Genomic DNA, 24,259 nt, shown 5'->3' on the forward strand with positions numbered 1-24,259 from the left:
TGTCCGTGCGTTCAAATGTCCACGATCCCACTGGAGCCCTGTCATGGTCTTCGTCCGTTGCTGCGCTGTGTTGTTGCTGGCCCTCGCGGCTGGGCCTGTCGGCGCTCAGTCGCCACGTATTGCCAGGCCGCAAGCCACCACCCCGCTGTTGATTGCGCCCGCCGCCGAACAGCCGGTGCAGCTGCAGCGTGCCCGCATCGAAGGCGAGGTCCAGGCCGGCATCGCCCAGACCAGGATTACCCTCGAATTCCACAACCCGAACCGGCGCGTGCTGGAGGGTGAGCTGCAGTTCCCGCTGGCCGATGGCCAGCAGATCAGCGGCTTTGCACTGGACATCAACGGTGAACTGCGCGATGCGGTGCCGGTGCCCAAGGACCGCGGCCGCCAGGTGTTCGAAGAGATCGCACGCCGTGGTGTGGACCCGGGCCTGCTGGAACAGACTGCCGGCAACCAGTTCCGCCTGCGTATCTATCCGCTGCCGGCCGGCGGCAACCGGCGCGTGCAGCTGGTGATTCGCGAACCGCTGGCCTTCGCCGGCCAGGGCTGGCAGTGGACGCTGCCGCTGCAGTTCGCCGCTGGCGCTGCATCGGTTGAGCTGAAGCTGCAGGCGCCGGAAGCGGCCACCGCAGGTACGGCTCCGTTCCGCATCAACGCGGGCCAGCTGCACTGGCAGGGAAAGGGCGCGCAGTTGCCGACCCAGCTACAGTGGAGCCTGCCCGCAGCACGTCAGGCACAGGTGCAGGTGGCGCCCTGGCAGGACGGGCACTACCTGCTGGCGCAGCTGCCGGTGTCGCCCCGCAGCACGCCGCGCACGCTTCCCAGCGAAATCGGCCTGCTGTGGGACGGCTCCGGGTCCTCGGGTCAGCGCGACCGCACACGTGAGTTCGCATTGCTGGATCGCTATTTCGCCGCGATGGGTGACGGCACCGTGGCGTTGACCGTGCTGCGCGACCGCGCCGAACCGGTGCGTCGCTTCCGTGTCCGTGCGGGCAACTGGAGCGAGCTACGTGCAGCACTGCAGGCCGTACGCCCTGACGGTGCCAGCGCGCTGGCGCAGTGGCAGCCGCAACCGAGCGTGAAGGAATACCTGCTGGTCAGCGATGGCCTGCTGACCTATGGACCGGAAGCATTGCCAGCACTCGCACCGCAGCAGCGCCTGTTCGCGGTCAGCAGTGCTGGTGCGCGAACCGATGCAGTGCGCCTGCGCGGCTGGAGCGAAGCCCATGGCGGACGCTTCGTCGCGCTGGGCAAGGATGTTGACGCGGCTGCGCGGGAACTGCTGTCGTCGCCGTTGGACGTACAGGTGGATGCGGGCCGTGGCGTACAGGATGTTGTGATCGATCGTCGCAGCGAGGCCGAAGGCTGGCTATGGCTGCATGCTCGCCTTGCGGCGGACGGCGTGCCGATGCGGGTACGCGTCGGCGGCGGTGAATGGCAGGCACTGCCGGCAACGCAGATGAGTGACGACGGTAAACTGCTGGCCGGCTTGTGGGCGCAGGCCCGTCTGCAGCAACTCGGCGCCGACCGCCGAGGCAACCGCGAGGCAATGCAACTGCTGTCGCAGCAGTTCGGCCTAGTCGGACCGGACACCTCGCTGATCGTGCTGGAGACGCTGGAGGACTACCTGCGCTATGCGATCCGCCCTTCGGGCAAGCTGCGCGCCGAGTACGACGCCAGGTTTGCAGTGCAGGTAAGTGATCGCGCCGCTGCTGATCGCCGGCGTCTGGATGAAGTGGCGGCACGTTGGAAGGAGCGCCAGCAGTGGTGGAACCGAAGCTGGCCGAAGGGAGCGCCTCCGCAGTTGAAGGGCGGGGCGCTGGAAGTTGCATCCGCGGATTACGCGATGGACTCGGCGCCGGTGGCGATGCTCGCTGCGCCGGCCCCCGCGGCACCGCCCGCGCCGGCACCGATGGCTGCCGCCGAGCAGCGCATGGAAGCCAGCAGCGCGCGTGCACGTCGCTCAGCGTCCGCATCGAACAAGGCCCTGGATTCAATCACGGTCACTGGTGGTCGTGTCGCTGCGCCCGCTGCCGCCAACGAGGGCGAGCTCGGCATCCAGCTTGCCGCCTGGCAGCTGGACTCGGCCATCGCCCAACGCCTGCGCCAGGGCCCGGCGTCGCAACTCTATGACCGCTACCTGGCCGAGCGCGATGCACATGCCGACAGCAGCGCGTTCTTCCTCGATGTGGCCGATCTGTTGCTGGAGCAGGGCCAGCGCGAACTTGCACTGCGCGTGCTGTCGAACCTGGCCGAGATGGACCTGGACAACCGCCACCTGCTGCGTGTGCTCGGCTACCGGTTGATGCAGGCGGATGCCCCCGCGCTGGCGGTGCCGGTGTTCGAGCAGGTGCTGGCGATGGGCCAGGAAGAACCGCAGAGCTTCCGCGATCTTGGCCTGGCACTGGCGGCTGCGGGCAAGCCGCAGCAGGCGTTGGCCCCGCTGTACCAAGTGGTGGTGCGGCCGTGGGACAATCGCTTCGACGGCATCGCCCTGATCGCATTGGACGAGCTGACCAACCTGGTGGCACGCAGCACGCCACGGCTGGATACCCGCAGCATCGACCCGCGCCTGCTGCAGGCGATGCCGCTGGACCTGCGCGTGGTGCTGTCGTGGGATGCCGACAACAGCGACATGGACCTCTGGGTGACCGACCCGAACGGCGAGCGCGCGTACTACGGCAACCGCCTGACCTACCAGGGCGGGCAGATGTCGCAGGACTTCACCGGCGGCTATGGTCCCGAGCAGTTCTCGCTGCGCAATGCCAAGCCCGGCAAGTACAAGGTGGAGGCGAACTACTTCGGCAGCCGCCAGCAGCTGGTGACCGGTGCGACGACCCTGATGCTGCGCCTGACCACGCACTGGGGCACGCCGAAGCAGAAGGACCAGATGGTCACGATGCGGCTGAAGGATCGTGCCGAGACCGTGCTGGTGGGCGAGTTCGAGGTGAAATGATCGATCCCGGGCTTTTGTAGAGTCGAGCTTGCTCGACTGCCTCAAGGTGGAGCCGAGCCCATGCTCGGCTCACGGCAGAAGCAGCCGAGCGCGGGCTCGGCTCTACAACGGCACCGAACTCAGCGCGCCGTTGCGGCGCGTGCAATCGGCGACGCTGGCGGATCGGCACGTAGGCCGAACAGCGGCCGCAGCCAGCGCACGCGTCGGATCAGCAGTTCGTGGATCAGCAGACAACCGCTTATCGTGCCAGCCACCAGTAGTGCAGGTTCCAGCCACGGGCCCAGCTGCAGCGGGCGCAGCGCGTACAGCAGAACGATCAGCACAGTCTGATGCAGGATGTACCAACTGAACACAGCTTCGCGGCAGTAGTTCAGACCGTGCCAGGGGCGGTCCAGTAACACGCGCGCCCAGCCGAACAGCGTCAGCAGCATGCACCATGTATACAACGCGCGGCCGACGCGTTCGGTCTGGGCCCAGGGCAGTGCCAGCACCCAGGCATCCAGATCGCCCACATGCGGCAGGCGGGCCAGCGCGCGGATGCCCAGCTCCAGGCAGAGCCCCAGCACCGCCAGGGCCAGAGTCAGGCGACGCCCGCGCACCAGCAGATCCCAGCCGCGCTGCCAGCGTGCCGCCAGGAAGCCGCCGAGGAACAGTGGCAGCGACTCGGCATGCACATACACGTCGTCCAGCAGGGCATGGGTGGGTGGCCAACGCGGCATCAGCACCAGCAGTGCCCAGGCCAGCCAGGCTACCGGCAGCACCAGCAGCAGGGTGCCGAGCAGGCGATCACCGGGTTGCCAGCGCGGCAGCGCCCTGCGCAATGGTCGGAGCAGGCTGGCCAGCACGACTGCCAGTACGGTGTAGGGCAGAAGGTAGGCCAGGTACCAGAGATGATTCCAGGTGAAGCCGTAGGCGGCACCACTGAAGTGTGCGCCCGGCCACGGCCGGAACTGCCAGTAGCGCCACAGGAAATGGCCCAGCCCCGGTGCCACGTCACCCTTGTCCAAGGCCTCGCAGTAGGCCTGCAGGGACACCGCCGCGACGATACCGAAGACCAGGGGCAGCAGCAGGCGCCAGCTACGGCGGACCGTGTGCTGCAGTCGCCCGTGGTCTGGCAGGGAAAGGCCCAAGGCGATACCACTGATGGCAAACAGCAGCGGCATGCGCCAGCGGTTCAGCGCGATCATCGGCCACTGCAGCCATTCGGCGGTGTAGGCGCTCTTGAGGTGGAAGTCCCAGCCGGCCACATAGGCCATGGCGGCGTGGTAGAGGATCAGCAACGCGAAGGCGGCGATGCGCAGGGTGTCCAGATCGTGGCGACGGTGCATGGCAATGGGCGTCAGGAGGATGCTTCACCTTCCGCCGCAAGGCTCAGCGTCGCCAGCGGATAGGGTGCAATGGCAGCCTTGCAGGGTCCAATGGAGGGGTTGTTGGGACCAATGGCCGATGCGGAAAGGGTCGGATGGGCAACAATGGCGGCATGGAAAATGGAGATCCGGCGGTCGATCCCGCCCTTGTTGCAGATCGTCCCAACCGCGCGGGCATGGCTGCAGTGTTCTGGTCGCTGCTGTTCCTGTGTACCGCTGCGGGCAATGTGCTGGCGCAGTGGATGCGGGCATTGCGGGACGCCCAGCCATTCCCGGGCCTTGCGGCTTCGATCGAGGAGTTCAGCAGTGCGCTTGCCAGCCTGGGCCTGCTGGCACTTCTGCATGCCGCCGCTCACCGCTGGCCGTTGCATGCAGACACCTGGCGGCGCCGGATCGGCTTCTACGTGCTGGGTGGCGTTGCCTGGTGGCTGTTGCATGTCAGTGCCATGGTGCTGATGCGCAAGCTGGCCTTCGCCCTGATTGGCCAGCACTACACCTATGGCGCCTGGCCGGCGCAGTGGTTCTACGAGTTCTTCAAGGACGTGCAGACCTACAGCCTCCTGGTGATTGCCGTGCACGCCGTGGCCTGGTTCGGCCGCCAGCGGCAGGGTGAAGCGCACCTGCTGGCCGAGCCCGATGTCGGCCCGCCGGTGGAACCGGTCGAGCGCCCCCAGCACTTCCTGGTGCGCAAGCTGGGCAAGGAGTTCCTGGTCGCCACTGCCGACGTGGAGTACGCCCAGGCGGCGGGGAACTACGTGAACCTGCGGGTACGCGGCCACGACTACCCGCTGCGGATCACCATGGCGGTGCTGGAGCAGCGGCTGGATCCGGGCGAGTTCCTGCGCCCGCACCGCAGCTGGCTGATCCATCGCGGCCAGCTGCGCTCGATCGAGCCGCTGGACGGGGGCGAGGCCCTGCTGCACATGGCCGATGGAGCCAAAGTGCCCTGCAGCCGGCGCCAGCTGCCGTTGCTGCGGCAGGCGCTGGGGGCAGGGTGAGGCCCTCATTCCGGGCATCCCCGGCCTGCGGTATCATTACCAGTCATCTTTTGAATGCATAACCGCCGACATGATCGAACTGAATCCTGTCCGCCAGCGCATCACCGATCTGACCGATCGCGTGCTGTCGCTTCGGGGGTATCTTTGACTACGACGCCAAGAAAGAGCGTCTTGAAGAAGTAACGCGGGAGCTGGAAAGCCCCGACGTCTGGAATAACGCCGAATACGCCCAGAACCTGGGCCGCGAGCGTTCCAGCCTGGAAAAGACCGTGGGCGGCATCGCCTCGGTGCTGGACGGCCTGGCTGATGCCACCGAACTGCTTGAGCTGGCTGAGTCCGAGCAGGACGAGGACACCGCACTGGCCGTGGTCGCCGACCTGGACAAGCACCAGTCGCACGTGGAGAAGCTGGAGTTCCAGCGCATGTTCTCCGGCGAGATGGACAATGCTGCCGCCTTCGTCGACATCCAGGCCGGTGCCGGTGGCACCGAAGCCCAGGACTGGGCCGAGATCCTGCTGCGCATGTACCTGCGCTGGTGTGAATCGCGCGGTTGGAAGGCCGAGCTGATGGAAGTCTCCGGTGGCGACGTCGCCGGCATCAAGTCGGCCACGCTGCGCGTGGAAGGCGACTATGCCTACGGCTGGCTGAAGACCGAGACCGGCGTGCACCGCCTGGTGCGCAAGTCGCCGTTCGACTCGGACAACCGCCGCCACACCAGCTTCACCTCGGTGTTCGTGTCGCCGGAAATCGATGACAACATCGACATCACCATCAACCCGGCCGACCTGCGTACCGACGTGTACCGTTCGTCCGGTGCCGGTGGCCAGCACGTGAACAAGACCGAGTCGGCGGTGCGAATCACCCACATCCCGACCAATATCGTCGTGGCCTGCCAGACCGGCCGCAGCCAGCACCAGAACCGCGACAACGCGATGAAGATGCTGGCCGCCAAGCTGTATGAGCTGGAGATCCAGAAGCGCAACGCCGAAAAGGACGCCGTGGAAGCCACCAAGTCCGACATCGGCTGGGGCAGCCAGATCCGTAACTACGTGCTCGACCAGAGCCGTATCAAGGACCTGCGTACTGGCATCGAGCGTTCGGATACGCAGAAGGTGCTGGACGGCGACCTCGACGAATTCGTCGAAGCCAGCCTGAAGGCCGGCCTGGCCGTGGGCTCCAAGCGCGTCGATGCCTGATCGACGCGCCTGCGCGGAGATCGTCACCCTCGCGCGCAACGCCGAGGGTGGTTGAACCGGTTTTTTGTAGAGCCGAGCCATGCTCGGTTGCTGTTCGCGCGGTGGCAGATGCGTCGAGCATGGCTCGACGCTACAACGGGTATGGCGGTGGCGATGATGCGCAGCGAAAGTGAACGCAAGGAACTCGGCGGCTTCCTCAAGGCCTGCCGTGCCCGTGTCGACCCCGCCACGCTCGGCCTCCCGGCAGGGCGTCGGCGTACCCCGGGCCTGAAGCGTGAGGAAGTGGCGCTGGCGATCGGGGTCAGCGTCAGCTGGTACACCTGGATCGAACAGGGCCGCGAAGTGCGCGCTTCGCCGGAGGTCCTTGAACGCCTGGCGCAGGTACTGCGCATGAGCGACGACGAGCGTGCCTATGCGTTCGCGCTGTCCGGCTACGGTGTGCCACTGGAATCTCCCGACGAGACAGTGACCGATGGCCTGCGCCAGCTGGTCGAAGCGATGCAGCCGATCCCGGCCTACGTGCGCAATACCCGTTACGACATCCTGGCTTGGAACCCGGCCATCGCCGACCTGTTCGTGGACTACAGCCAGCTGGCGCCGCATGAGCGCAACACGCTGCGGCTGATGTTCCTGTACCCGCCGTACCGCACGCTGATCCTCAACTGGGAAGAAATGACCCGCGGGCTGCTGGCAGGCTTCCGCGCGGCGATGGCGCAGGCGCCGGACAAGGCCCCGTTCCTGGCGCTGGCCGAGGACATCGCCGCGCACAGCGAGGAGTTCCGCCAGTGGTGGCCGGAGCACGACGTGCGCCGGTTCGACGAAGGTGCGAAGAAGCTGAACCACCCCACGCGCGGGTTGCTGGACCTGCAGTACGTGGCGCTGGTGCCGGAGAGCCGGCACGACCTGTCACTGGTTACCTACCTGCCGCGTAGGTAGGGGGTTGTTCGGCAGGGCTTGCAGCCCTGCACCTGCTTCAAGCCGAAGCAACGGCAACAGCAACAGCGAGCTATCCGTGGGTTGGCGGGGCGGTGTCGGAGTGCGGGGGCGCCGCAAGTACGCCCGTGTAGGCTTGGCAGCCGCATCCATGCGGCTGACACCCCGCACTCCGACACCGCCCCACCCCTGACAATTTCTGCGATCTGTCGGAACGGAATGAACTGCTCTTGGTAGGTGTCGACCTTGGTCGACACAGTAGATCCACGCCATGCGTGGATGCTCTTCCGGATTCGCTTTGGTGGTTGCCGACCGTTGGTCGGCACGCCTTCACCCCTTGAACCGCAGCCCGACGCCCGGTTCGGTGAACAGGTAGCGCGAATCCAGCGCTGAATCGCCCAGCTTGTGCCGCAGCTTGCCGACCAGGATGCGCAGGTAATGGGTGTCGTGCTGGTGGGTCGGGCCCCAGATCTCCTGCAGGATCTGTGGCTGGGTCACCACCCGCCCGGCGTTGCGCAGCAGCAGCGACAGCAGCGCGTACTCCTTGCGGGTCAACGCTACCGGCTCGCCATCCAGCGCCACTTCACGGCGGACCAGGTCCACATGCAGGTGGCCATCGTCGAATACCGGCGGCGTGCCATCACTGGGCACGCTGCGCGTGCGCAGCAGCGCCCGCACCCGCGCCATCAGCTCCTGCGTGCCGAACGGCTTGGTCACGTAGTCATTCGCGCCGGTATCCAGCGCACGCACCTTCTCCGCCTCGCCGGCACGCACGGTCAGCATGATCACCGGCACCTGGCTCCACTGCCGCAGTTGTTCCAGCACCTCGTGGCCTTCCATGTCCGGCAGGCCGATATCCAGGATCACCAGATCCATGTCCTCGCTGGCGGCCAGCTGCAGGCCTTCCTGGCCGGTGGCGGCCTGCCGCACCTGGTAGCCCTGCGCGCGCAGGCTGATGTCCAGGAACCGGCGGATCTGGGTTTCATCATCGATCACCAACACGCGCGCGGCCGGCACGCTGGCATCAATCGGGGTCGGGCTCATCGTGGGAGGCTGGCTTGAGCAGGGGCAGGGTGATGCGGATCAGGGTACCGCGACCGTCGCGTCCGGGCAGCGCCTGCACGCTGCCGCCATGTGCGCCGATCATGCCCTGGCAGATGGTCAGGCCCAGGCCGGTGCCATGGCGGCCACGGTCGCCACGTTCAACGCTGTAGAACATGTCGAAGATGCGCGCACGCTCGTCGTCGGGAATGCCGGGGCCGGCATCGATCACGTCGATGCGCAGCTGGCCGTCCAGTTCACGCGCCTGCACCTGCACGGCAGCATCCGGCGGTGAGAACTTGGCCGCGTTTTCCATCACGTTGAACACCGCCTGTTCGACCAGCGCCGGGTGTACCCAGATCGGCGCCAGCGTGGCTGGAATGTCCAGCTCAAGCCGCACCTTCGGCTGGTAGCGCTGCAGGCGCCGTGCGGCCGAACCGATCAGTTCGTCCACGCCGATCCAGTCGCGGTTGATCTTCAATCCCTCGTGGCCGAGGCGGGTCATGTCCAGCAGGTTCTGGATGTAGCGGTCCAGCCGTTCGCCCTCGACCAGGATGGTGTCGAGCAGGGCACGGCGATCGGCCGTATCCATTGCCGCACCATAGCTGGCCAGGCTGTCGGCCGAGCCGATCATCGCCGCCAGTGGCGAGCGCAGGTCGTGCGACACCGAAGAGAGCAGCGCCGAGCGCAGTCGCTCGGTCTCGTTGCTGACGTGCGCCTGCTCCAGTTCGGCCACCAGCCGCGTGCGCAGCGCAGCCTGCGCGATGTCATCGACCATTGCTTCGGCCAGCTGCCGTTGCTCGGGCAGCAGGCGCGCCTGTGCACCGGGCAGATACAGGCCGGCCACGCCGATCGCGCGGTCCTCGCCATCCAGCAACGGCAGGAACCACCACTGCGCGCCGGCCAGGGTGTCGGTGAAGCGGCCACTGGGCTGGCCATGGCGCAGCGCCCAGTCGGCGGCGGCCAGGTCGGTGTCGCCGGGCTGGCTGCGGCCACCGGTTGCGGTATCGGCGCCGATCCGCAGCCACGCCGGCACGTCCATCGCCTGTTCCAGTGCATGCCGACCTGCCTGCGCCACCTCGCCGTTGCCGGCGGCACTGGCCAGTTGGCGGCCCAGCTGCTGGCGCGCACGCGCATGGCGATTGGCTGCACGCAGCGCGATCACCTGCATGCGCAGGCGCGAGGCCAGGCGCCCGGCCACCAGTGCCGCGGCCAGGAACAGGAACACGGTGATCACGCCCTGGCGTGCACCGATGGCGAAGGTGAAGCGCGGCGCGATGAACAGGAAGTTGTAGGCGAGGAAGCACAGGATCGCCGCCATCACCGCCACGCTGGCGCGCGTGCGCGCAGCGACCAGCACCACCGCCACGATGAACACCATCGACAGATCGGCCATGCCCACCCAGCGTTCGGCCAGCCATGCCACCGCACAGGCCAACGCGGTGGCGATCAGTGCCTGCGCCGGTTCGTAGCTGATGCCGCGCACCGGCGGCAGCAGGCCCTCGCGGCGCGAGCGCGCACGTGCCTGCGGGGTGCTGATGATGGTGATCTCGTAATGCGCGCCGCGCTGGATCAGCTGCTGGGTCAACGTTCGGTTGAACATCCGCGCCAGCGGGCGCTCGCGGGTCCGCCCCAGCACCAGGGTGGACACGCCGTTGTGCGCGGCGTGGTCGAGCAGGGCGTCGGCGATGCTCGATCCGTGCAACAGCTCGGCGTCGCCGCCCAGCCGCCGTGCCAGGGCGAAGGCCGCATCGATCTCGCGCTGGGTCGCCTCGTCCTGGCGTCGTCCCTGCACGGTCACCACGGTCCATGGTGCGTCGCGGCGTTCGGCGATGCGTCGCGCCACGCGCACCAGGTATTCACTCTGGCCGCCGCCGTCGATCGCCACCAGCACGCCGCGGCGCAGCGGCAGGTTGCTCTCGCCACGGGCAGCGCGTGCCTCACGCAGGCTGCTGTCGACGCGATCGGCGGCCTCCTGCATTGCAAGTTCGCGCAGTGCGGTCAGGTTGGCCGGCGAGAAGAACGCCTGCAGCGCCTGCGCGGCCTGTTCCGGCACATAGACCTTGCCCTGCTGCAGGCGCGCGATCAGCTCGCGCGGCGGCAGGTCAACCAGCACGATGTCGTGCAGGCGGTCGAGCACGACATCGGGCACGGTCTCGCTCACGCGCACGCCGGTGATGCGCATCACCACATCATTGAGGCTTTCCAGATGCTGGATGTTGACCGTGGTCCAGACGTCGATGCCGGCGTCCAGCAGCTCCATCACATCCTGCCAGCGCCGCTCATGGCGGCTGCCCGGCGCATTGCGGTGGGCCAGTTCGTCCACCAGCACCAGCGCAGGATGCCGTGTGAGCACGGCATCCAGATCCATCTCCTGCAGGATGTGGCCGTGATAGGCCACTGCCTTCAGCGGCAGCTGTGGCAGGCCCTCCAGCAGCGCCTGGGTATCGGCGCGGCCATGGGTTTCCACCAGGCCCACCACCAGGTCGACACCGCGGCGCAGCTGTTCCTGTGCGCGGGTCAGCATGGTGTAGGTCTTGCCCACGCCCGGCGCCGCACCGAGGAACACGGTCAGCTTGCCGCCGGCTTCGCGCTGCAGGCCTTCAACCAGGGCATCGGCCTGGCGGGTTCGTGCATCAGTCATGGGTGCCGCTGTCATGGCCGCCATTGTGCGCGCAGCCGGTGCAGGCCGGTATCACGGTGACTTGGCCGCGTGGTCCAGCGCGAAGTTCAGCGTCACCACGTTCACCCGCGGCTGGCCGAACAGGCCCCACTGGCGACCTTCGGTATGCGCCTGCACCAGTGCCTGCACGCGTTCCACCGGCAGGCCACGGGCGCGCGCCACGCGTGTCACCTGCAGCTGCGCCGCGGCCGGCGACAGCTGCGGATCCAGGCCACCGGCGGACTGGGTGACCAGGTCCGCGGGTACCTGCGCCGGGGCGACACCTTCGCGCGCGGCCACTGCAGCCGTGCTGGCGGCAACACGCTCGGCCAGCGCCGGGTTGCTGCGCGCCATGTTGGAACCGGCGGCGGCCATCGGGTCATAGTTGGCCGCCGACGGACGCGCCTGGAAATAGCCGTCACCCGTGAAAGGCTGCGACAGCCACGCCGAGCCGCGAACCTGGCCGTTGCCATCGCGCAGCAGGCTGCCTTCGGCCTGGGTCGGGTACGCCAGGCCGGCAAAACCGGTTGCGATACCGGCGTAGACCGCGCCAGCCAGCAGCAGTGTGGCCAGGCCCAGGCCGATCGCCGGGCGCCAGCTGGCGCCATCCTGCAGGCTGGCCACGCGGGCCTCGGCTTTTGCTTCGCGGGACAGGGAGGTGGAGGTGGAAGCAGTACGGTTCATGCGCCGAATACCAGGACAAGAAGAAGGTCGATCGCCTTGATCGCTGCGAACGGCAGCAGCACGCCGCCGAGGCCGTACACCAGCATGTTCCGGCGCAGCAGTGCGGTTGCAGTGGCCGGGCGGAAGCGCACGCCACGCAGGGCTAGCGGGATCAGGGCGGGAATCACCAGAGCGTTGAAGATCAGCGCTGCCAGCACCGCGTTGCGCGGGCTCGACAGCTGCATCACGTTCAAGGCGGCCATGGTCGGAACGGCCGCGGCGAACAGCGCCGGCAGGATCGCGAAGTACTTGGAGACGTCGTTGGCCAGCGAGAAGGTGGTCAGCGCGCCGCGGGTGATCAGCTGCTGCTTGCCCACTTCCACCACCGCCAGCAGCTTGGCCGGGTCCGAATCGAGGTCGACCATGTTGCCGGCCTCCTTCGCCGCCTGCGTACCGGAGTTCATCGCCAGACCGATGTCGGCCTGCGCCAGCGCCGGCGCGTCATTGGTGCCATCGCCGACCATCGCCACCAGGCGGCCACCGGCCTGCTCCTGGCGGATGCGTGCCAGCTTGTCTTCCGGGCGCGCCTCGGCGATGTAGTCATCGACGCCGGCCTCGGCAGCGATCGCGGCGGCGGTCAGCGGGTTGTCGCCGGTGATCATCACCGTGCGGATGCCCATCGCCCGCAGCTGCGCGAACTTCTCGCGCATGCCGTGCTTGACCACGTCCGACAGCTCGATCACGCCCAGCACGTGGCGGCCCTCGGCCACCACCAGCGGGGTGGCACCGTTGCGTGCGACCTGTTCGACGCGACCGGCCAGTTCCGCCGGCACGTTGCCGCCCAGCGCCTGCACGTGGGTGCGGATCGCATCGGCGGCGCCCTTGCGGATCTGCCGCCCATGTTCCAGGTCCACGCCGGACATGCGGGTCTGGGCAGTGAAGGCCAGGTAGTCGGCATGGTCCGGTTCGGCGGTGGCGCAGCCCTGTTCGCGCGCCAGGCGCACGATCGACTTGCCTTCCGGGGTCGGGTCGGCCAGCGAAGACAGCAGCGCCGCTTCACGCAGCTGGCTGGCATCGATACCGGCCAACGGATGGAAGTGGCTGGCCTGGCGGTCGCCGTAGGTGATGGTGCCGGTCTTGTCCAGCAGCAGCACGTCCACGTCGCCGGCCACTTCCACCGCCTTGCCCGATTTGGCCAGCACGTTGGCGGCCAGCGCACGGTTCATGCCGGCGATGCCGATGGCCGGCAGCAGGCCACCGATGGTGGTCGGGATCAGGCACACCAGCAGCGCGATCAGCAGCAGCGGGTCGACCTGCACGCCCACGGCCGCGCCGATCGCCGGCAGCGTCGCCACCACCACCAGGAAGGTCAGTGTCATCGCCGCCAGCAGCAGGGTCAGCGCGATCTCGTTGGGGGTCTTCTGGCGGTTGGCACCTTCCACCAGCGCGATCATCCGGTCCAGGAAGCTGTGGCCCGGCTCGGCGGTCACCCGCACGATGATCTGGTCGGACAGCACCTTGGTGCCGCCGATCACGCCGGAACGGTCGGTACCGGCCTCGCGCAGCACCGGTGCCGATTCGCCGGTCACCGCCGCTTCGTTGATGGTGGCCAGGCCCTGCACGATCTCGCCATCGGCCGGCACCAGCTCACCGGCACTGACGATCACGTGGTCGCCGGGGCGCAGCTCGGCGGCCGGCACCTGGGTTTCGGCGGCGCCTGGCTGCGGCGCCGCCAGCCGGCGTGCCACCAGGTCCTGGCGGGCACGCCGCAGCGACGCGGCCTGGCCACGGCCGCGCGCTTCGGCCACGGCTTCGGCGAAGTTGCCGAACAGCACAGTCACCAGCAGGATCGCGGTCACCGCCAGGCCGAAGCCCAGCGGCGCGTTGCCGGTCAGGGTGACGATGGCCGCCACGATCGTGCCAGCCATCACCACCGCCATCACCGGGCTGCGTACCAGGTGCATCGGCGACAGCTTGCGCACCGCTTCGATCAGCGCACGGCGAAAGCCGGCGCCATCGAGCAGGGCAGGTCGCGCTGCATGGGTATTACGGGTTGAGCTTGCTTGGGTACTCATCAGGGTGTCCTTAGTGCAGTCCCAGGCTCAGGTGGTCGGCGATCGGGCCGAGTACCAGCGCCGGCATGAACTGCAGCACGGTCAGGATGACGATCACCGAGACCAGGGTCAGGGCGAAGGTCGGGGTTTCGATCTGCAGGCTGCCGGCAGACTCCGGGGCCTGGCGCTTGGCAGCCAGCTGTGCGGCCACCACCAGCGGAATGATCAGCAGCGGGAAGCGGCCCAGCAGCAGTACCAGCGAGCAGCTCAGGTTCCACCACAGCGTGGCGTCGCCCAGCCCTTCGAAGCCCGAGCCGTTGTTGGCGTAGGCCGAGACGTACTCGTAGAAGACCTGGCTGATGCCATGGAAGCCGGGGTTGGAGGTGCCCGCCAGGCCGGGTACGGCCAGGGTGATCGCAGTGAACACCAGCAGGGTGATCGGCTGCAGCAGCACCAGCAGGGCCAGCAGGCGCACCTGTGGCGTCTCCAGCTTGCGGCCGAACAGTTCCGGCGTACGCCCGGTCATCAACCCGGCCAGGAACACACCCAGCAGCAGGTACACGATGAACTGCTGCAGGCCACAGCCGATGCCGCCCCAGATCGCGCTGACCAGCATGTTGACCATCGCGATGCCACCGCTCAGCGGCGCCAGCGAATCGTGCATGCCGTTCACCGAGCCGTTGGAGACCTGGGTGGTCACCGCCGCCCACAGCGCGGTGCCGTCGGCGCCGAAACGCACTTCCTTGCCTTCCATCAGCAGCGGCGTGGCGGCGCTGGCGCTATGTCCTTCGCTCCACATCATCGCGCCGGTGGAAAGCAGCGACATGCCCAGCATGCAGCTGAACACCAGGGCGCCGAAGCGACGTCGGCCGGTGAACGCACCGATCATGAAGATCACCGCCATCGGCACCAGCAGGATGCCGACGATTTCCAGCGCGTTCGACAGCGGGGTCGGGTTCTCCAGCGGGAAGCTGCTGTTCGGGCCGTACCAGCCGCCACCGTTGGCGCCCAGCTGCTTGGCTGCGACCATCGCCGCCACCGGGCCCAGCGGCAGCTTCTGCTCGGCCATGCCGGCGCTGGCGTCGATCGGCGTGGCCTGCGGCCCACCGGTCATCGTCGACGGCACGCCCTGGCTGGTCAGCAGCAGGGTCCACACCAGGCATAGCGGCAGCAGGAAGCGCACGCACAGGCGCACCACGTCCACGTAGTAGTTGCCCACCGCCACCTGGCGGTCATCGCCGGTACCCGTCGCCGCCGCCTGCGGCGCACGCGAGAACAACGCGCGCAGCGTCGCCACTGCCAGCGCCAGGCCCATCATCGGCGTCACCACCTGCAGGCCGGTGATGCCGGTCATCTGCGAGAGGTAGGACAGCTGCGCCTGGCCCGAATAGTGCTGCTGGTTGGTGTTGGTCAGGAACGAGATCATCGTGTGCAGCGCGGTGTCCCAGCGCATGTTCGGGATCTGGTCCGGATTAAGTGGCAGCCAGGCCTGGGTCATGAACACCGCCTGGGTCAGTACCGCGACCACCACGTTGCTCAGCACGAAGGCCAGCACGTAGCCGCGCCAGGACATCGAGCGCGACGGATCGACCCCGAACACCCTGTACAGCGGCTTCTCGATCCAGTGGAACAGCACGTCGACCTTCATCGGCGTGCCACGCATCGCGCGGGCCAGGTACAGGCCCAGCGGCCACGCCAGCAGCAGGCTGGCGGCAATAATCACAAGCATCTCAGTCATGGCCGGCTCCGCTCAGAACGACTCGGGCCGCAGCACGACATAAAGAAGATAGGCGGCGGCGACCAGCACCAGCACGCCACACAACAACGACAGCCAGGGGGACATTGCAATAGCGTCCTGGTGGAACCCCTCCACCTCAGGCCGTCATCGTCGTCCTGCCCCCCATAAACGCACTACGCGCCGGACCGGGCCGACGCGTAAAGAGTGCATAAATTCCGTGGTCCAATCCGTAACCAGGCCCTGGGTAGCGCCGGGCCATGCCCGGCGACGGGAGCGTGGTCAGCCCGCCGGAGCCTGGCTCGCCGGCACCAGCCCCTTCAGCTCGCGATAGCGCTGCAGGGTGCTGTCGATCTCGGCCTTCAACGCCTGCTGCTGCTGCAGGAACCCGGCCTGCAGGCGTTGCTGCGACTGCAGCTGCACGTGCCGCTGGCGGATCGCCTCGGCCTGCTTGTCGGCCACCTTGCCACCGGCCAGTTCGCGGTCACCTGCGGCCGCCAGCAGCGCCACCAGCGACTCACGCAGGCTGGTGACGTTGTACTCGGCGGTCTTCAGGTTGTTGTCCAGCACTTCCTGGCGCTCGGCGAACACCCGGCGCAGGTCGTCCTCGCTGCCATAGGTGGTCAGCATCGCCTGCTCGGTGCGCTGGCGGGTCTGCGCGGCCATCAGGTCCAGCTGCTGCTGCGCCGCCTCCGTGCTGGCGGCGGCGCGCTCTTCGTCGGTCAACGCGCGCTGGACCTGCGCATTGCGCAGGCCGCTCTTCGCGTTGAACTCCTCGCGGGCATGGTTGACCGCATCGGCCGGCAGCGAATCACTGCAGATCCGCTCCTTGCCCTCGTTCCAGCAGTACAGCTTCTTTTCCGTCTTGCCGCTGTCGCGCGACTGCGCCAGTACGGTGAACGGCACGGCCAGCAGCAGGCCGGCAAAGAGGACAGCAGGAACTCGGGACATGACCTTTCCCCTGGGTCGGTCAGCGGATCGAACGGACGCCGTACTGGGCCCGGTAGGCTTCCAGCGGCTGCCGGTAACCCACAAGTTCCGGGTTGCCGGAGGCGAAATCAAGCAGATCGGCCAGCGATGCCACGGCGATCACCGGAATGCCGGCTTCCTCGGCCACCGACTGTGCCGCCGAACGGCGATCGGTTTCCGAAGCGATCTCCTGGCGGTCCAGCGCCACCACGATGCCGGCCGGGGTGCCACCGGCGGCGCGGATGATGCCCAGCGCTTCACGGATCGCGGTGCCAGCGGTGATCACGTCGTCGACGATCAGCACGCGCTTGCCATTCATGTCGGCGCCGATCAGCTGGCCGCCTTCGCCATGGTCCTTGGCTTCCTTGCGGTTGAACGACAGCGGCAGGTCGCGGCCACGCTGGGCCAGCTCGCAGGCCATCGCGGTGGCCAGCGGAATGCCCTTGTAGGCCGGGCCGAACACCACGTCGTACTTGATCCCGGTGGCATCGATGGCATCGGCGTAGCAGGCGCCGAGCTGCGACAGCAGCGAACCGGAGTCGAAACGACCGGCGTTGAAGAAATAGGGGCTCAGCCGGCCGGACTTGAGGGTGAACTGGCCGAAGCGCAAGGCGTCGGCGGTCAGGGCCAGCTGCAGGAAACGGTGGCGGTGGTCGCTCATCAAAACTCGATTCATCTTCATTTGGAGCACAAATCCTAATCCAGCTGGGCGTTTCGCGCTCGTCCGGGGCCCTGTGAAGGGTGTCGCGGCCCGGCCTGGCGGACTGCGCAGCCCCGCGGGCAACCGGTATGCTTGCCCGGTTTCCCGCCGCAGGTCCCCCGCATGCGCATCATCAGTTTCAACGCCAATGGCATCCGCTCCGCCGCAACCAAGGGCTTCCTCGACTGGTTCCGGTCCCAGGACGCCGACGTCCTGTGCATCCAGGAGACCAAGGCCCAGGAAGACCAGCTGACCGACCCGATGTTCCGCCCGGACGGCCACCACTGCTTCTACCGCGACGCCATCACCAAGAAGGGCTACAGCGGCGTGGCGATCTACAGCAAGCGCGAGCCGGACCAGGTGATCACCTCGCTGGGCTGGGCCCCGTTCGACGACGAAGGCCGCTACATCGAGGCGCGCTACGGCAACCTCAGCGTGGTCTCCTTCTATATCCCGTCCGGCAGCTCGGGCGACCTGCGCCAGGGCTTCAAGTTCGAAGTGATGGAATGGCTGCGGCCGATCCTCGAGGAATGGGCGCGCAGCGGCCGCGACTACGTGCTGTGCGGCGACTGGAACATCGTGCGTTCGGCGCTGGACATCAAGAACTGGAAGTCCAACCAGAAGAACTCCGGCTGCCTGCCGGAAGAGCGCGACTGGCTCAATGCCCTGTGCGCCGACCATGGCCAGGCCACCGATGTCGCCGCCGGCCGTGGCTGGGCTGACGCCTACCGCCTGCTCAACCCCACCGGCGAGGACTACACCTGGTGGAGCAACCGCGGCGCTGCCCGCGCCAACAACGTCGGTTGGCGCATCGACTACCAGTTCATCACCCCGGGCCTGCGTGACCGCCTGCGCAGCTGCTCGATCTACCGCGACGAGCGCTTCTCCGACCACGCGCCGTTCATCGTGGACTACGACCTGTGACCGAGGCTGCCAGGCCGGTCAGCTATAAGGGCTGGGCAGGAATCAAGCGTGCCTTCGGTACCCCGTCGGCGCTGACCATGGCCATGCTTGGCTTCGGTAGCGGCCTGCCGTTCCTGCTGATCGCTTCGCAGACCCTGTCCACGCGCCTGCGCGACGTCGGCCTGGACCTGGGCAGCATCGGCCTGATCAGCCTGGCCAGCTTCTTCTACCTGCTCAAGTTCCTGTGGGCACCGTTGCTGGACCGCTATGCGTTCCCGCTGCTGGGCGGGCTTGGACGCCGCCGCTCATGGTTGCTGGTATCGCAGGTCGTTGTGCTGGTGGCCCTGGTTGCGTTGGCCTTCGTGCGGCCCGAGCAAGGGGTCTGGCCGTTGGTGATGTGGGTACTGGTGGCCTCCTTCGCCGGTGCCACCCAGGATTCCGCGGTCGATGCCTATCGCATCGAGATCGCGCCGCAGTCTGCGCAGGCCGCGCTGGCCGCAACCTATACGCTGGGTTACCGGATCGGCCTGATTCTGGCCGGCGCTGGTGCGCTGTACCTGGCTCAGTTCGAAGGTTGGATCGTCGCCTACCTGGCGATGGCCGCGCTGATGCTGCTGCCGATCGTCACCACCCTGCTGTGTGCCGAACCAGAGCGCCCGGCCACCGCGGTGCAGCGCCGCATCGACATTGCCGAAGCCTTCGTCCAACCCATTTCCAGCTTCTTCAGCCGCAATGGTGTGGCACTGGCGCTGGCGCTGCTCGCATTTGTCGGGTTCTTCAAGTTCCCCGATCAGGTCATTGGTGTGATGGCCGGTCCGTTCTATCTTGATTCGGGGTTTGACAAGGCCGACATCGCCACCGTCTCCAAGCTGTTCGGCGTGTGGATGGGAATCGGCGGTGCTTTCCTGGGCGGTATCGCAGTGGCCGCGTTCGGCTTCCGCCGCATGCTGCTGGTGGCCGCACTGGGCGTGGCGCTGTCCAACCTGGCCTTCCTGCTGATGGCGCACAACCCAGGCAAGCTGTGGGCATTCTATGCCGCGCTCAGTGCCGACAACCTGTTCCAGGGCTTTGCCGGCACCGTGCTGGTGGCCTTCATGTCGTCGCTGACCGACCGCAACTTCACCGCAACCCAGTACGCGCTGCTGGTCTCGCTGGCCAACCTGCCCGGCAAGTTCGTCGGCGGTGTCTCCGGCTACATCGTCGAAGCCACGTCCTACAGCACGTTCTTCATTCTCAGCTCGGTCACCGTGGTGCCGACCCTGCTGCTGCTGGCCTGGCTGTGGCCGCGCATCGCCGACCGCGGGCCACCGCCGGTCGCCTGATTGCCTGCCCGCCCGGTCTGCGGGATCATCGCCCCCGACGCGCCGAGGGGGCGGTGCCTTGCGAACGGGGAAGTGAGCATGGCCGACGTTGTGCTGCGGGACCTGGACCCGCTGCTGCTGGAACGTATCCGACGTGTCGCGGTTGCCCGCGGCTGGACCCACGAACAGACCTGCGCCGCCTTGCTGGAGCAGGGCCTGTTCAGCAGTGAACTGGAGGTCCGCTCCGGCTTCGGCGATCCCGAAGTGAACGCGCTCTCCGACGCCATCGCCGCCCTGCAGGCCCTGCCCGCAGGGCAGGGCTTCGATTAGTGCCCATGTAGCGTCGAGCCACGCTCGACCGCCGTTCCCGGTAGATCCACGCCATGCGTGGATGACCACCTCACGCCAGGTGGATCGCCCCCAGGATCCGCGGCCCCGTTGCCCCGGTCACGCCCGGTAGGTTGCCGGCCAGCCCGTCCATCGTCCGCTGCGCCAGCCAGGCGAAGCCCATCGCTTCCACGTACTCCGGGTCCAGCCCATGCACCGCGCTGGACTCCACCTGCACCCCCGGCAGCCGTGCAGCCAGCCGCTTCATCAGCTGCCGGTTGCGCACCCCGCCGCCGCAGACCAGCAGGCGCCGGGTCTGCGGCTGCTGCGCCAGCAGCGCATCGGCCACCGTTGCCACGGTCAGCTCCAGCAGGGTGGCCTGCACATCGGCGGCAGCGTACTGGTCTTCGCCCATGTGGGCCTCGGCCCAGGCCAGGTGGAACTGTTCGCGGCCGGTGCTCTTCGGCGGCGGCAGCGCGAACCACGGCTCCGAACGCCAACCCGCCAGCAGGCTCTCGTCCACCGCGCCACTGGCGGCATACGCGCCGTCGGCATCAAAGGTGCGGCCGGTGTGGCGCTGGCACCAGGCATCCATCAGCGCGTTGGCCGGGCCGGTATCGAAGCCACGCACCGCGCCTTCGCGCGGGATCAGGGTCAGGTTGGCGATCCCGCCCAGGTTGAGCACGGCGCGGTCTTCATCAGCCGTGCCCAGCATGCCGAGGTGGAAGGCCGGCATCAGCGGCGCACCATGGCCTCCGGCTGCCACGTCGCGGCGGCGGAAATCACACACCGTGGTGATCCCGGTCAGCTCGGCGATGCGGTTGCCGTCGCCCAGCTGTACGGTGAAGGCCGGATTGGCCAGCGGACGATGGCGCACGGTCTGGCCGTGCGAGCCGATCGCGCGGACCTGGCTGCGGTCCACACCGGCCTCGGCCAGCAGTTGATTGGCGGCTTCAGCGAAGCTGATCGCGATCCGCGCGTCCAGTTCGCCCAGCTCCTCCAGCGAGTCCAGCGGGCCCCCTTCGCCCAGTGCCACCAGCCGCGCCCGCAGCACCGGCTCCCAGCGGGCGGTCAGGCCATGCACGAAGCGGCAGCCAGCGCCGCTGGGGAACTGCACCAGCGCGGCATCGATGCCATCGGCGCTGGTGCCCGACATCAGGCCAAGGTACAGGGGGGCGTCAGCGTCGACAGTTGTGTTCATGGCAGGCATAAAAAAAGGACGCGGCAAGCTTGGGCTGCCGCGTCCTTCTTCGTCAACGCAGGGGCTCAGCCGCGCTTGCGGCCGGTTGCCTGTTTGTCCTTGGCGCTGGCAACCTCGGGGGCGGCCTCGTCGCGGCTGGTCGGTGCCGGGCTGGCGTCGGCGTAGATCAGCTTCTCCATGCCCTGGATGCGCGCCATCGCCGGTGCGGTCTGCGCGCGGAAGGCGACCAGCTCGGCGCCCTTCAGCGGCTCCGGCGGCGGCATGGTCACGGTCAGCGGGTTGCGGTGCTCGCCGTTGACGCGGAATTCGTAGTGCAGGTGCGGGCCGGTCGCCAGGCCGGTCGAGCCGACATAGCCGATCACCGTGCCCTGGGCCACGCGCTGGCCGGTCTTGATGTTCGCAAAGCGCGACATGTGGCCGTACAGGGTGGTGTGGCCGCGGCCGTGGTCGAGGATCACCACGTTGCCGTAGCCGCGCTGCACCCCGGCGAACTGCACGCGGGCGTCGCCGGCGGCCATGATCGGGGTACCGGTGCGCGCGGCGTAGTCCACGCCCTTGTGCATGCGCATCTTGCCCAGCACCGGGTGCTTGCGCGCGCCAAAGGTCGAGCTCAGCCGTGCGAACGGGATCGGCATGCGGATGAAGCTCTTCTTCAGCGAACGGCCGTTGATGTCGTAGTACTCGGACTTGCCGTTGCGGTCGAAGCGGAAGCCGGAATAGGTCTTGCCACCGGTAGTGAAGGTCGCCGCCAGGATCTTGCTGGTGTCCACCTTCTCGCCTTCGCGCCAGGTTTCATCCATCACCACGCTGAAGCGGTCGCCCGGCTGCAGGTCCTTCGAGAAGTCGATGTCGTACTTGAAGATGTCGTCGGTCATCGTCGCGATCGCCGACGGCGACAGCCCGGCGCGCCTGGCCGCGGCATACAGCGAGCTGGTGATCTCGCCGCTGGTGACCACCGTGCGCGTGGAGGTCTCGCGTTTGGTCACCTTCTCCTTGATGTCATCGCCGGCCAGGCTCAGTTCCACCCGGTTGTCGGCATCGCGGTCGAAGCGGATGCTGCGCAGGTCACCGGACAGCGGCATGTCGAAGGCGATCTCGGCACCCGGGCGCAGCTTGGTCAGCGCCTCACGTGCACCTGGGTGGTCCAGTACCCGGTGCAGGGTGGTGGCCGGAATGCCGGCCTTGTCGAACAGGTCGCTCAGGGTCTGGCCGCGCTGCACCCGCAGCACCTGCCAGCTGTCTCCGGGCACCTGCTGCTGGCGGGCCATGGTCAGCGGCGGCAACGGCAGCGCCAGGCTGGTGTGGCTGTCGGCGAAGGGCGCGTCGATGGTGTGCGAGAAACCCGGGACGATGGTCGCCACCAAGGCGCCGATGGTCGCGAACAGGCTGGCATGCATCCAATGACGGCGGGTCCAGCGCTCATTGAAGGCGGCGGGAAGATGTTGCCTGAGCTTCCGATGCAGGGCGTTGTCGTGCAGGACGTGGAGGCGTTCCTGGAAGCGCTGCTTGCGTGCGCGCCCTTGTTCGGAATTGTGCATCGGCGGTTTTTTCCTGGCAGCCCGGGAGCGCGGGCCTGATCGCCGGTTACCATAGACACCTGAGAAAACCGCGTCAAACCCTTGTGCCCATTGGCTTTTGTGAAGCCAATCGGGTTAACTTTGCTTTAACACCCCACACAAGAATCGGCGTTGCCGGGAGTAGTCACGTGTCCTCGATTGAAGAAGCCCTTGCCCTGATCGGCCGTGGTGCCGACGAGATCCTCAAGCTCGAGGATCTGCGTGCGCGCCTGCAGGAAGGCCGCCCGCTGCGGATCAAGGCCGGCTTCGACCCCACCGCACCGGACCTGCACCTGGGCCATACGGTGCTGCTGAACAAGATGCGCCAGTTCCAGGACCTCGGCCACCAGGTCATTTTCCTGATCGGCGACTTCACCGGCATGATCGGCGATCCGTCAGGCAAGAGCCTGACCCGCAAGCCGCTCAGCAAGGACGACGTGCTGGCCAATGCCCGTACCTATGAAGAGCAGGTATTCAAGGTGCTGGACCGCAGCCGTACCGAAGTCCGCTTCAACTCGGAGTGGTTCGGCAAGATGGGCGCGGCCGACATGATCCGCCTGGCCGGCCAGCACACCGTGGCGCGCATGCTCGAGCGTGACGATTTCGCCAAGCGCTACGCCGCCCAGCAGTCCATCGCCATCCACGAGTTCCTGTACCCGCTGGTGCAGGGTTACGACTCGGTGGCCCTGGAAGCCGACGTCGAACTCGGCGGCACCGACCAGAAGTTCAACCTGTTGATGGGCCGCGGCCTGCAGGAGCACCACGGCCAGAAGCCGCAGGTGGTGCTGACCATGCCGCTGCTGGAAGGCCTGGACGGCGTCAACAAGATGTCCAAGTCGCTGGGCAACTACATTGGTATCAGCGAACCGGCCATCGACATCGTCACCAAGACCATGAAGGTGGACGACACCCTGATGTGGCGCTGGATCGAGCTGCTGTCCTTCGACATCAGCCAGGCCGAAGCCCTGCAGCTGCGCGAGCAGGTGGCCAATGGCGGCCTGAACCCGCGCGTGGTCAAGCTGCGCCTGGCACGTGAACTGGCCACCCGCTTCCACGACGCCGCGGCGGCCGAGCAGGCCATTGCCGGCTGGGAAGCGGCGGTGACCGGGCAGGGCGACATCACCCAGCTGCCGCTGCAGGACGTGGCGATCCCGGCCGAAGGCCTGCGTATCGCCGCACTGCTGACCGCGGCCGGCCTGACCCCGAGCAACTCCGAAGCCAACCGCAAGCTCAAGGAGCGTGCGGTCAAGGTGGACGGTGAAGTGGTCGAAGACGGCCAGCAGGTGCTGCAGCCGGGCTTCGAAGGCCTGCTACAGGTCGGCAAGCGCACCTTCGCCCGCGTGCGCCTGGTCGCTGCCTGACACCAGGGAAGGGCCGGCGCAGCCGGCCCTTCCTTATGCTCTTGTAGAGCCAAGCCCACGCTTGGCTGCGCTTCGTGGGTTCCTACCGCAGCGCGATGGATGAACGGATGCAACATCCGTTGAAAAAAATCGCCACACCCCCTTCACAAATGATGCGAATGGGGACATACTTCTCCTCCCCCGTCGCAGGGGTCGCCACCAAGGGGCTTCAGCGACAATAGGGCGCCCACCACCGCCGAACGAGATGATCGAACGAAGGTGTTGACGGACTGAAAAAGTCTGGCATAATGGGCGGCTCGCTACGAAGGAAACTTCGCAGCACACGGGAACGGCGCTGAG

Annotated in this window: 19 protein-coding genes; 8 read left to right on the top strand and 11 right to left on the bottom strand. The window is 67.4% G+C overall.

The genetic code is table 11. The annotated features are described in order from the left end of the window. Positions 1-43 precede the first annotated feature (43 nt). On the top strand, positions 44-2,953 hold the full coding sequence (locus R1L06_RS11945) for a DUF2135 domain-containing protein (protein ID WP_317217806.1): 2,910 nt from the start codon (positions 44-46) through the stop codon (positions 2,951-2,953). A 119-nt stretch (positions 2,954-3,072) separates the two neighbouring features. On the opposite strand, the gene R1L06_RS11950 is transcribed toward R1L06_RS11945, so the two are convergent. Then, positions 3,073-4,281, bottom strand: a complete 1,209-nt coding sequence (locus R1L06_RS11950) for an acyltransferase family protein (RefSeq protein ID WP_317217807.1) — start codon at positions 4,279-4,281, stop codon at positions 3,073-3,075. Between the two features lie 134 nt (positions 4,282-4,415). On the opposite strand from R1L06_RS11950, the gene R1L06_RS11955 reads away from it, so the two are divergent. From R1L06_RS11955 to R1L06_RS11965, 3 genes are all read left to right on the top strand, one after another. After that, entirely contained in the window at positions 4,416-5,318 is a 903-nt protein-coding gene (locus tag R1L06_RS11955) for a LytTR family DNA-binding domain-containing protein (protein ID WP_285302832.1), read from the top strand. 70 nt (positions 5,319-5,388) lie between these two features. Further along, a protein-coding gene (gene prfB / locus R1L06_RS11960; protein WP_317217808.1) for a peptide chain release factor 2 occupies positions 5,389-6,514 on the top strand; the annotation gives its coding sequence in 2 pieces (ribosomal slippage) (positions 5,389-5,463 and positions 5,465-6,514; 1,125 coding nt in all). A gap of 153 nt (positions 6,515-6,667) precedes the next feature. Further along, entirely contained in the window at positions 6,668-7,450 is a 783-nt protein-coding gene (locus R1L06_RS11965; RefSeq protein WP_046985666.1) for a helix-turn-helix transcriptional regulator, read from the top strand. A 327-nt stretch (positions 7,451-7,777) separates the two neighbouring features. Here the strand turns inward: R1L06_RS11965 and R1L06_RS11970 are convergent, their stop codons facing one another. The 8 genes from R1L06_RS11970 to pyrE form a co-directional block, all read right to left on the bottom strand. Further along, positions 7,778-8,491: a response regulator transcription factor gene (locus R1L06_RS11970; RefSeq protein WP_004153862.1), complete on the bottom strand. Its 714-nt coding sequence runs from the start codon at positions 8,489-8,491 to the stop codon at positions 7,778-7,780. Continuing rightward, positions 8,472-11,132: an ATP-binding protein gene (locus R1L06_RS11975; protein WP_317217809.1), complete on the bottom strand. Its 2,661-nt coding sequence runs from the start codon at positions 11,130-11,132 to the stop codon at positions 8,472-8,474. Before R1L06_RS11975 ends, R1L06_RS11970 begins: the two co-directional genes overlap by 20 nt. A gap of 51 nt (positions 11,133-11,183) precedes the next feature. Next, positions 11,184-11,834 (bottom strand): potassium-transporting ATPase subunit KdpC, encoded by a 651-nt coding sequence (gene kdpC / locus R1L06_RS11980; protein ID WP_317217810.1) that lies wholly within the window; start codon positions 11,832-11,834, stop codon positions 11,184-11,186. Beyond that, positions 11,831-13,888: a potassium-transporting ATPase subunit KdpB gene (kdpB, locus tag R1L06_RS11985; RefSeq protein ID WP_317217811.1), complete on the bottom strand. Its 2,058-nt coding sequence runs from the start codon at positions 13,886-13,888 to the stop codon at positions 11,831-11,833. Before kdpB ends, kdpC begins: the two co-directional genes overlap by 4 nt. Before the next feature lie 10 nt (positions 13,889-13,898). Next, on the bottom strand, positions 13,899-15,605 hold the full coding sequence (kdpA, locus tag R1L06_RS11990; protein ID WP_317217812.1) for a potassium-transporting ATPase subunit KdpA: 1,707 nt from the start codon (positions 15,603-15,605) through the stop codon (positions 13,899-13,901). A 12-nt stretch (positions 15,606-15,617) separates the two neighbouring features. Further along, entirely contained in the window at positions 15,618-15,710 is a 93-nt protein-coding gene (locus R1L06_RS11995; protein WP_005407770.1) for a potassium-transporting ATPase subunit F, read from the bottom strand. A 174-nt stretch (positions 15,711-15,884) separates the two neighbouring features. After that, a complete protein-coding gene (locus tag R1L06_RS12000) occupies positions 15,885-16,553 on the bottom strand; it encodes a hypothetical protein (RefSeq protein ID WP_125894852.1) in 669 nt (222 codons plus the stop codon). Positions 16,554-16,572: 19 nt separating this feature from the next. Further along, positions 16,573-17,232, bottom strand: coding sequence for an orotate phosphoribosyltransferase (pyrE, locus tag R1L06_RS12005; RefSeq protein WP_010486876.1), 660 nt, complete (start codon positions 17,230-17,232; stop codon positions 16,573-16,575). 162 nt (positions 17,233-17,394) lie between these two features. Between pyrE and R1L06_RS12010 the strand changes: the two genes are divergently transcribed. The 3 genes from R1L06_RS12010 (at position 17,395) to R1L06_RS12020 (ending at position 19,805) form a co-directional block, all read left to right on the top strand. After that, on the top strand, positions 17,395-18,195 hold the full coding sequence (locus R1L06_RS12010; RefSeq protein WP_032128444.1) for an exodeoxyribonuclease III: 801 nt from the start codon (positions 17,395-17,397) through the stop codon (positions 18,193-18,195). Then, a complete protein-coding gene (locus R1L06_RS12015) occupies positions 18,192-19,496 on the top strand; it encodes an AmpG family muropeptide MFS transporter (protein ID WP_317217813.1) in 1,305 nt (434 codons plus the stop codon). The genes R1L06_RS12010 and R1L06_RS12015 overlap by 4 nt, the downstream gene beginning before the upstream one ends. 78 nt (positions 19,497-19,574) lie before the next feature. Next, positions 19,575-19,805: a hypothetical protein gene (locus tag R1L06_RS12020; protein ID WP_279913194.1), complete on the top strand. Its 231-nt coding sequence runs from the start codon at positions 19,575-19,577 to the stop codon at positions 19,803-19,805. A gap of 70 nt (positions 19,806-19,875) precedes the next feature. On the opposite strand, the gene R1L06_RS12025 is transcribed toward R1L06_RS12020, so the two are convergent. Beyond that, on the bottom strand, positions 19,876-21,003 hold the full coding sequence (locus tag R1L06_RS12025; RefSeq protein WP_317217814.1) for an anhydro-N-acetylmuramic acid kinase: 1,128 nt from the start codon (positions 21,001-21,003) through the stop codon (positions 19,876-19,878). 65 nt (positions 21,004-21,068) lie between these two features. After that, on the bottom strand, positions 21,069-22,541 hold the full coding sequence (locus tag R1L06_RS12030) for a M23 family metallopeptidase (protein WP_032128447.1): 1,473 nt from the start codon (positions 22,539-22,541) through the stop codon (positions 21,069-21,071). Positions 22,542-22,708: 167 nt separating this feature from the next. On the opposite strand from R1L06_RS12030, the gene tyrS reads away from it, so the two are divergent. After that, on the top strand, positions 22,709-23,920 hold the full coding sequence (gene tyrS, locus R1L06_RS12035; protein WP_049399047.1) for a tyrosine--tRNA ligase: 1,212 nt from the start codon (positions 22,709-22,711) through the stop codon (positions 23,918-23,920). Positions 23,921-24,259: the final 339 nt, after the last annotated feature.

This window comes from Stenotrophomonas mexicanensis (assembly GCF_032911605.1).
Taxonomy (GTDB): Bacteria; Pseudomonadota; Gammaproteobacteria; order Xanthomonadales; family Xanthomonadaceae; genus Stenotrophomonas; species Stenotrophomonas maltophilia_A.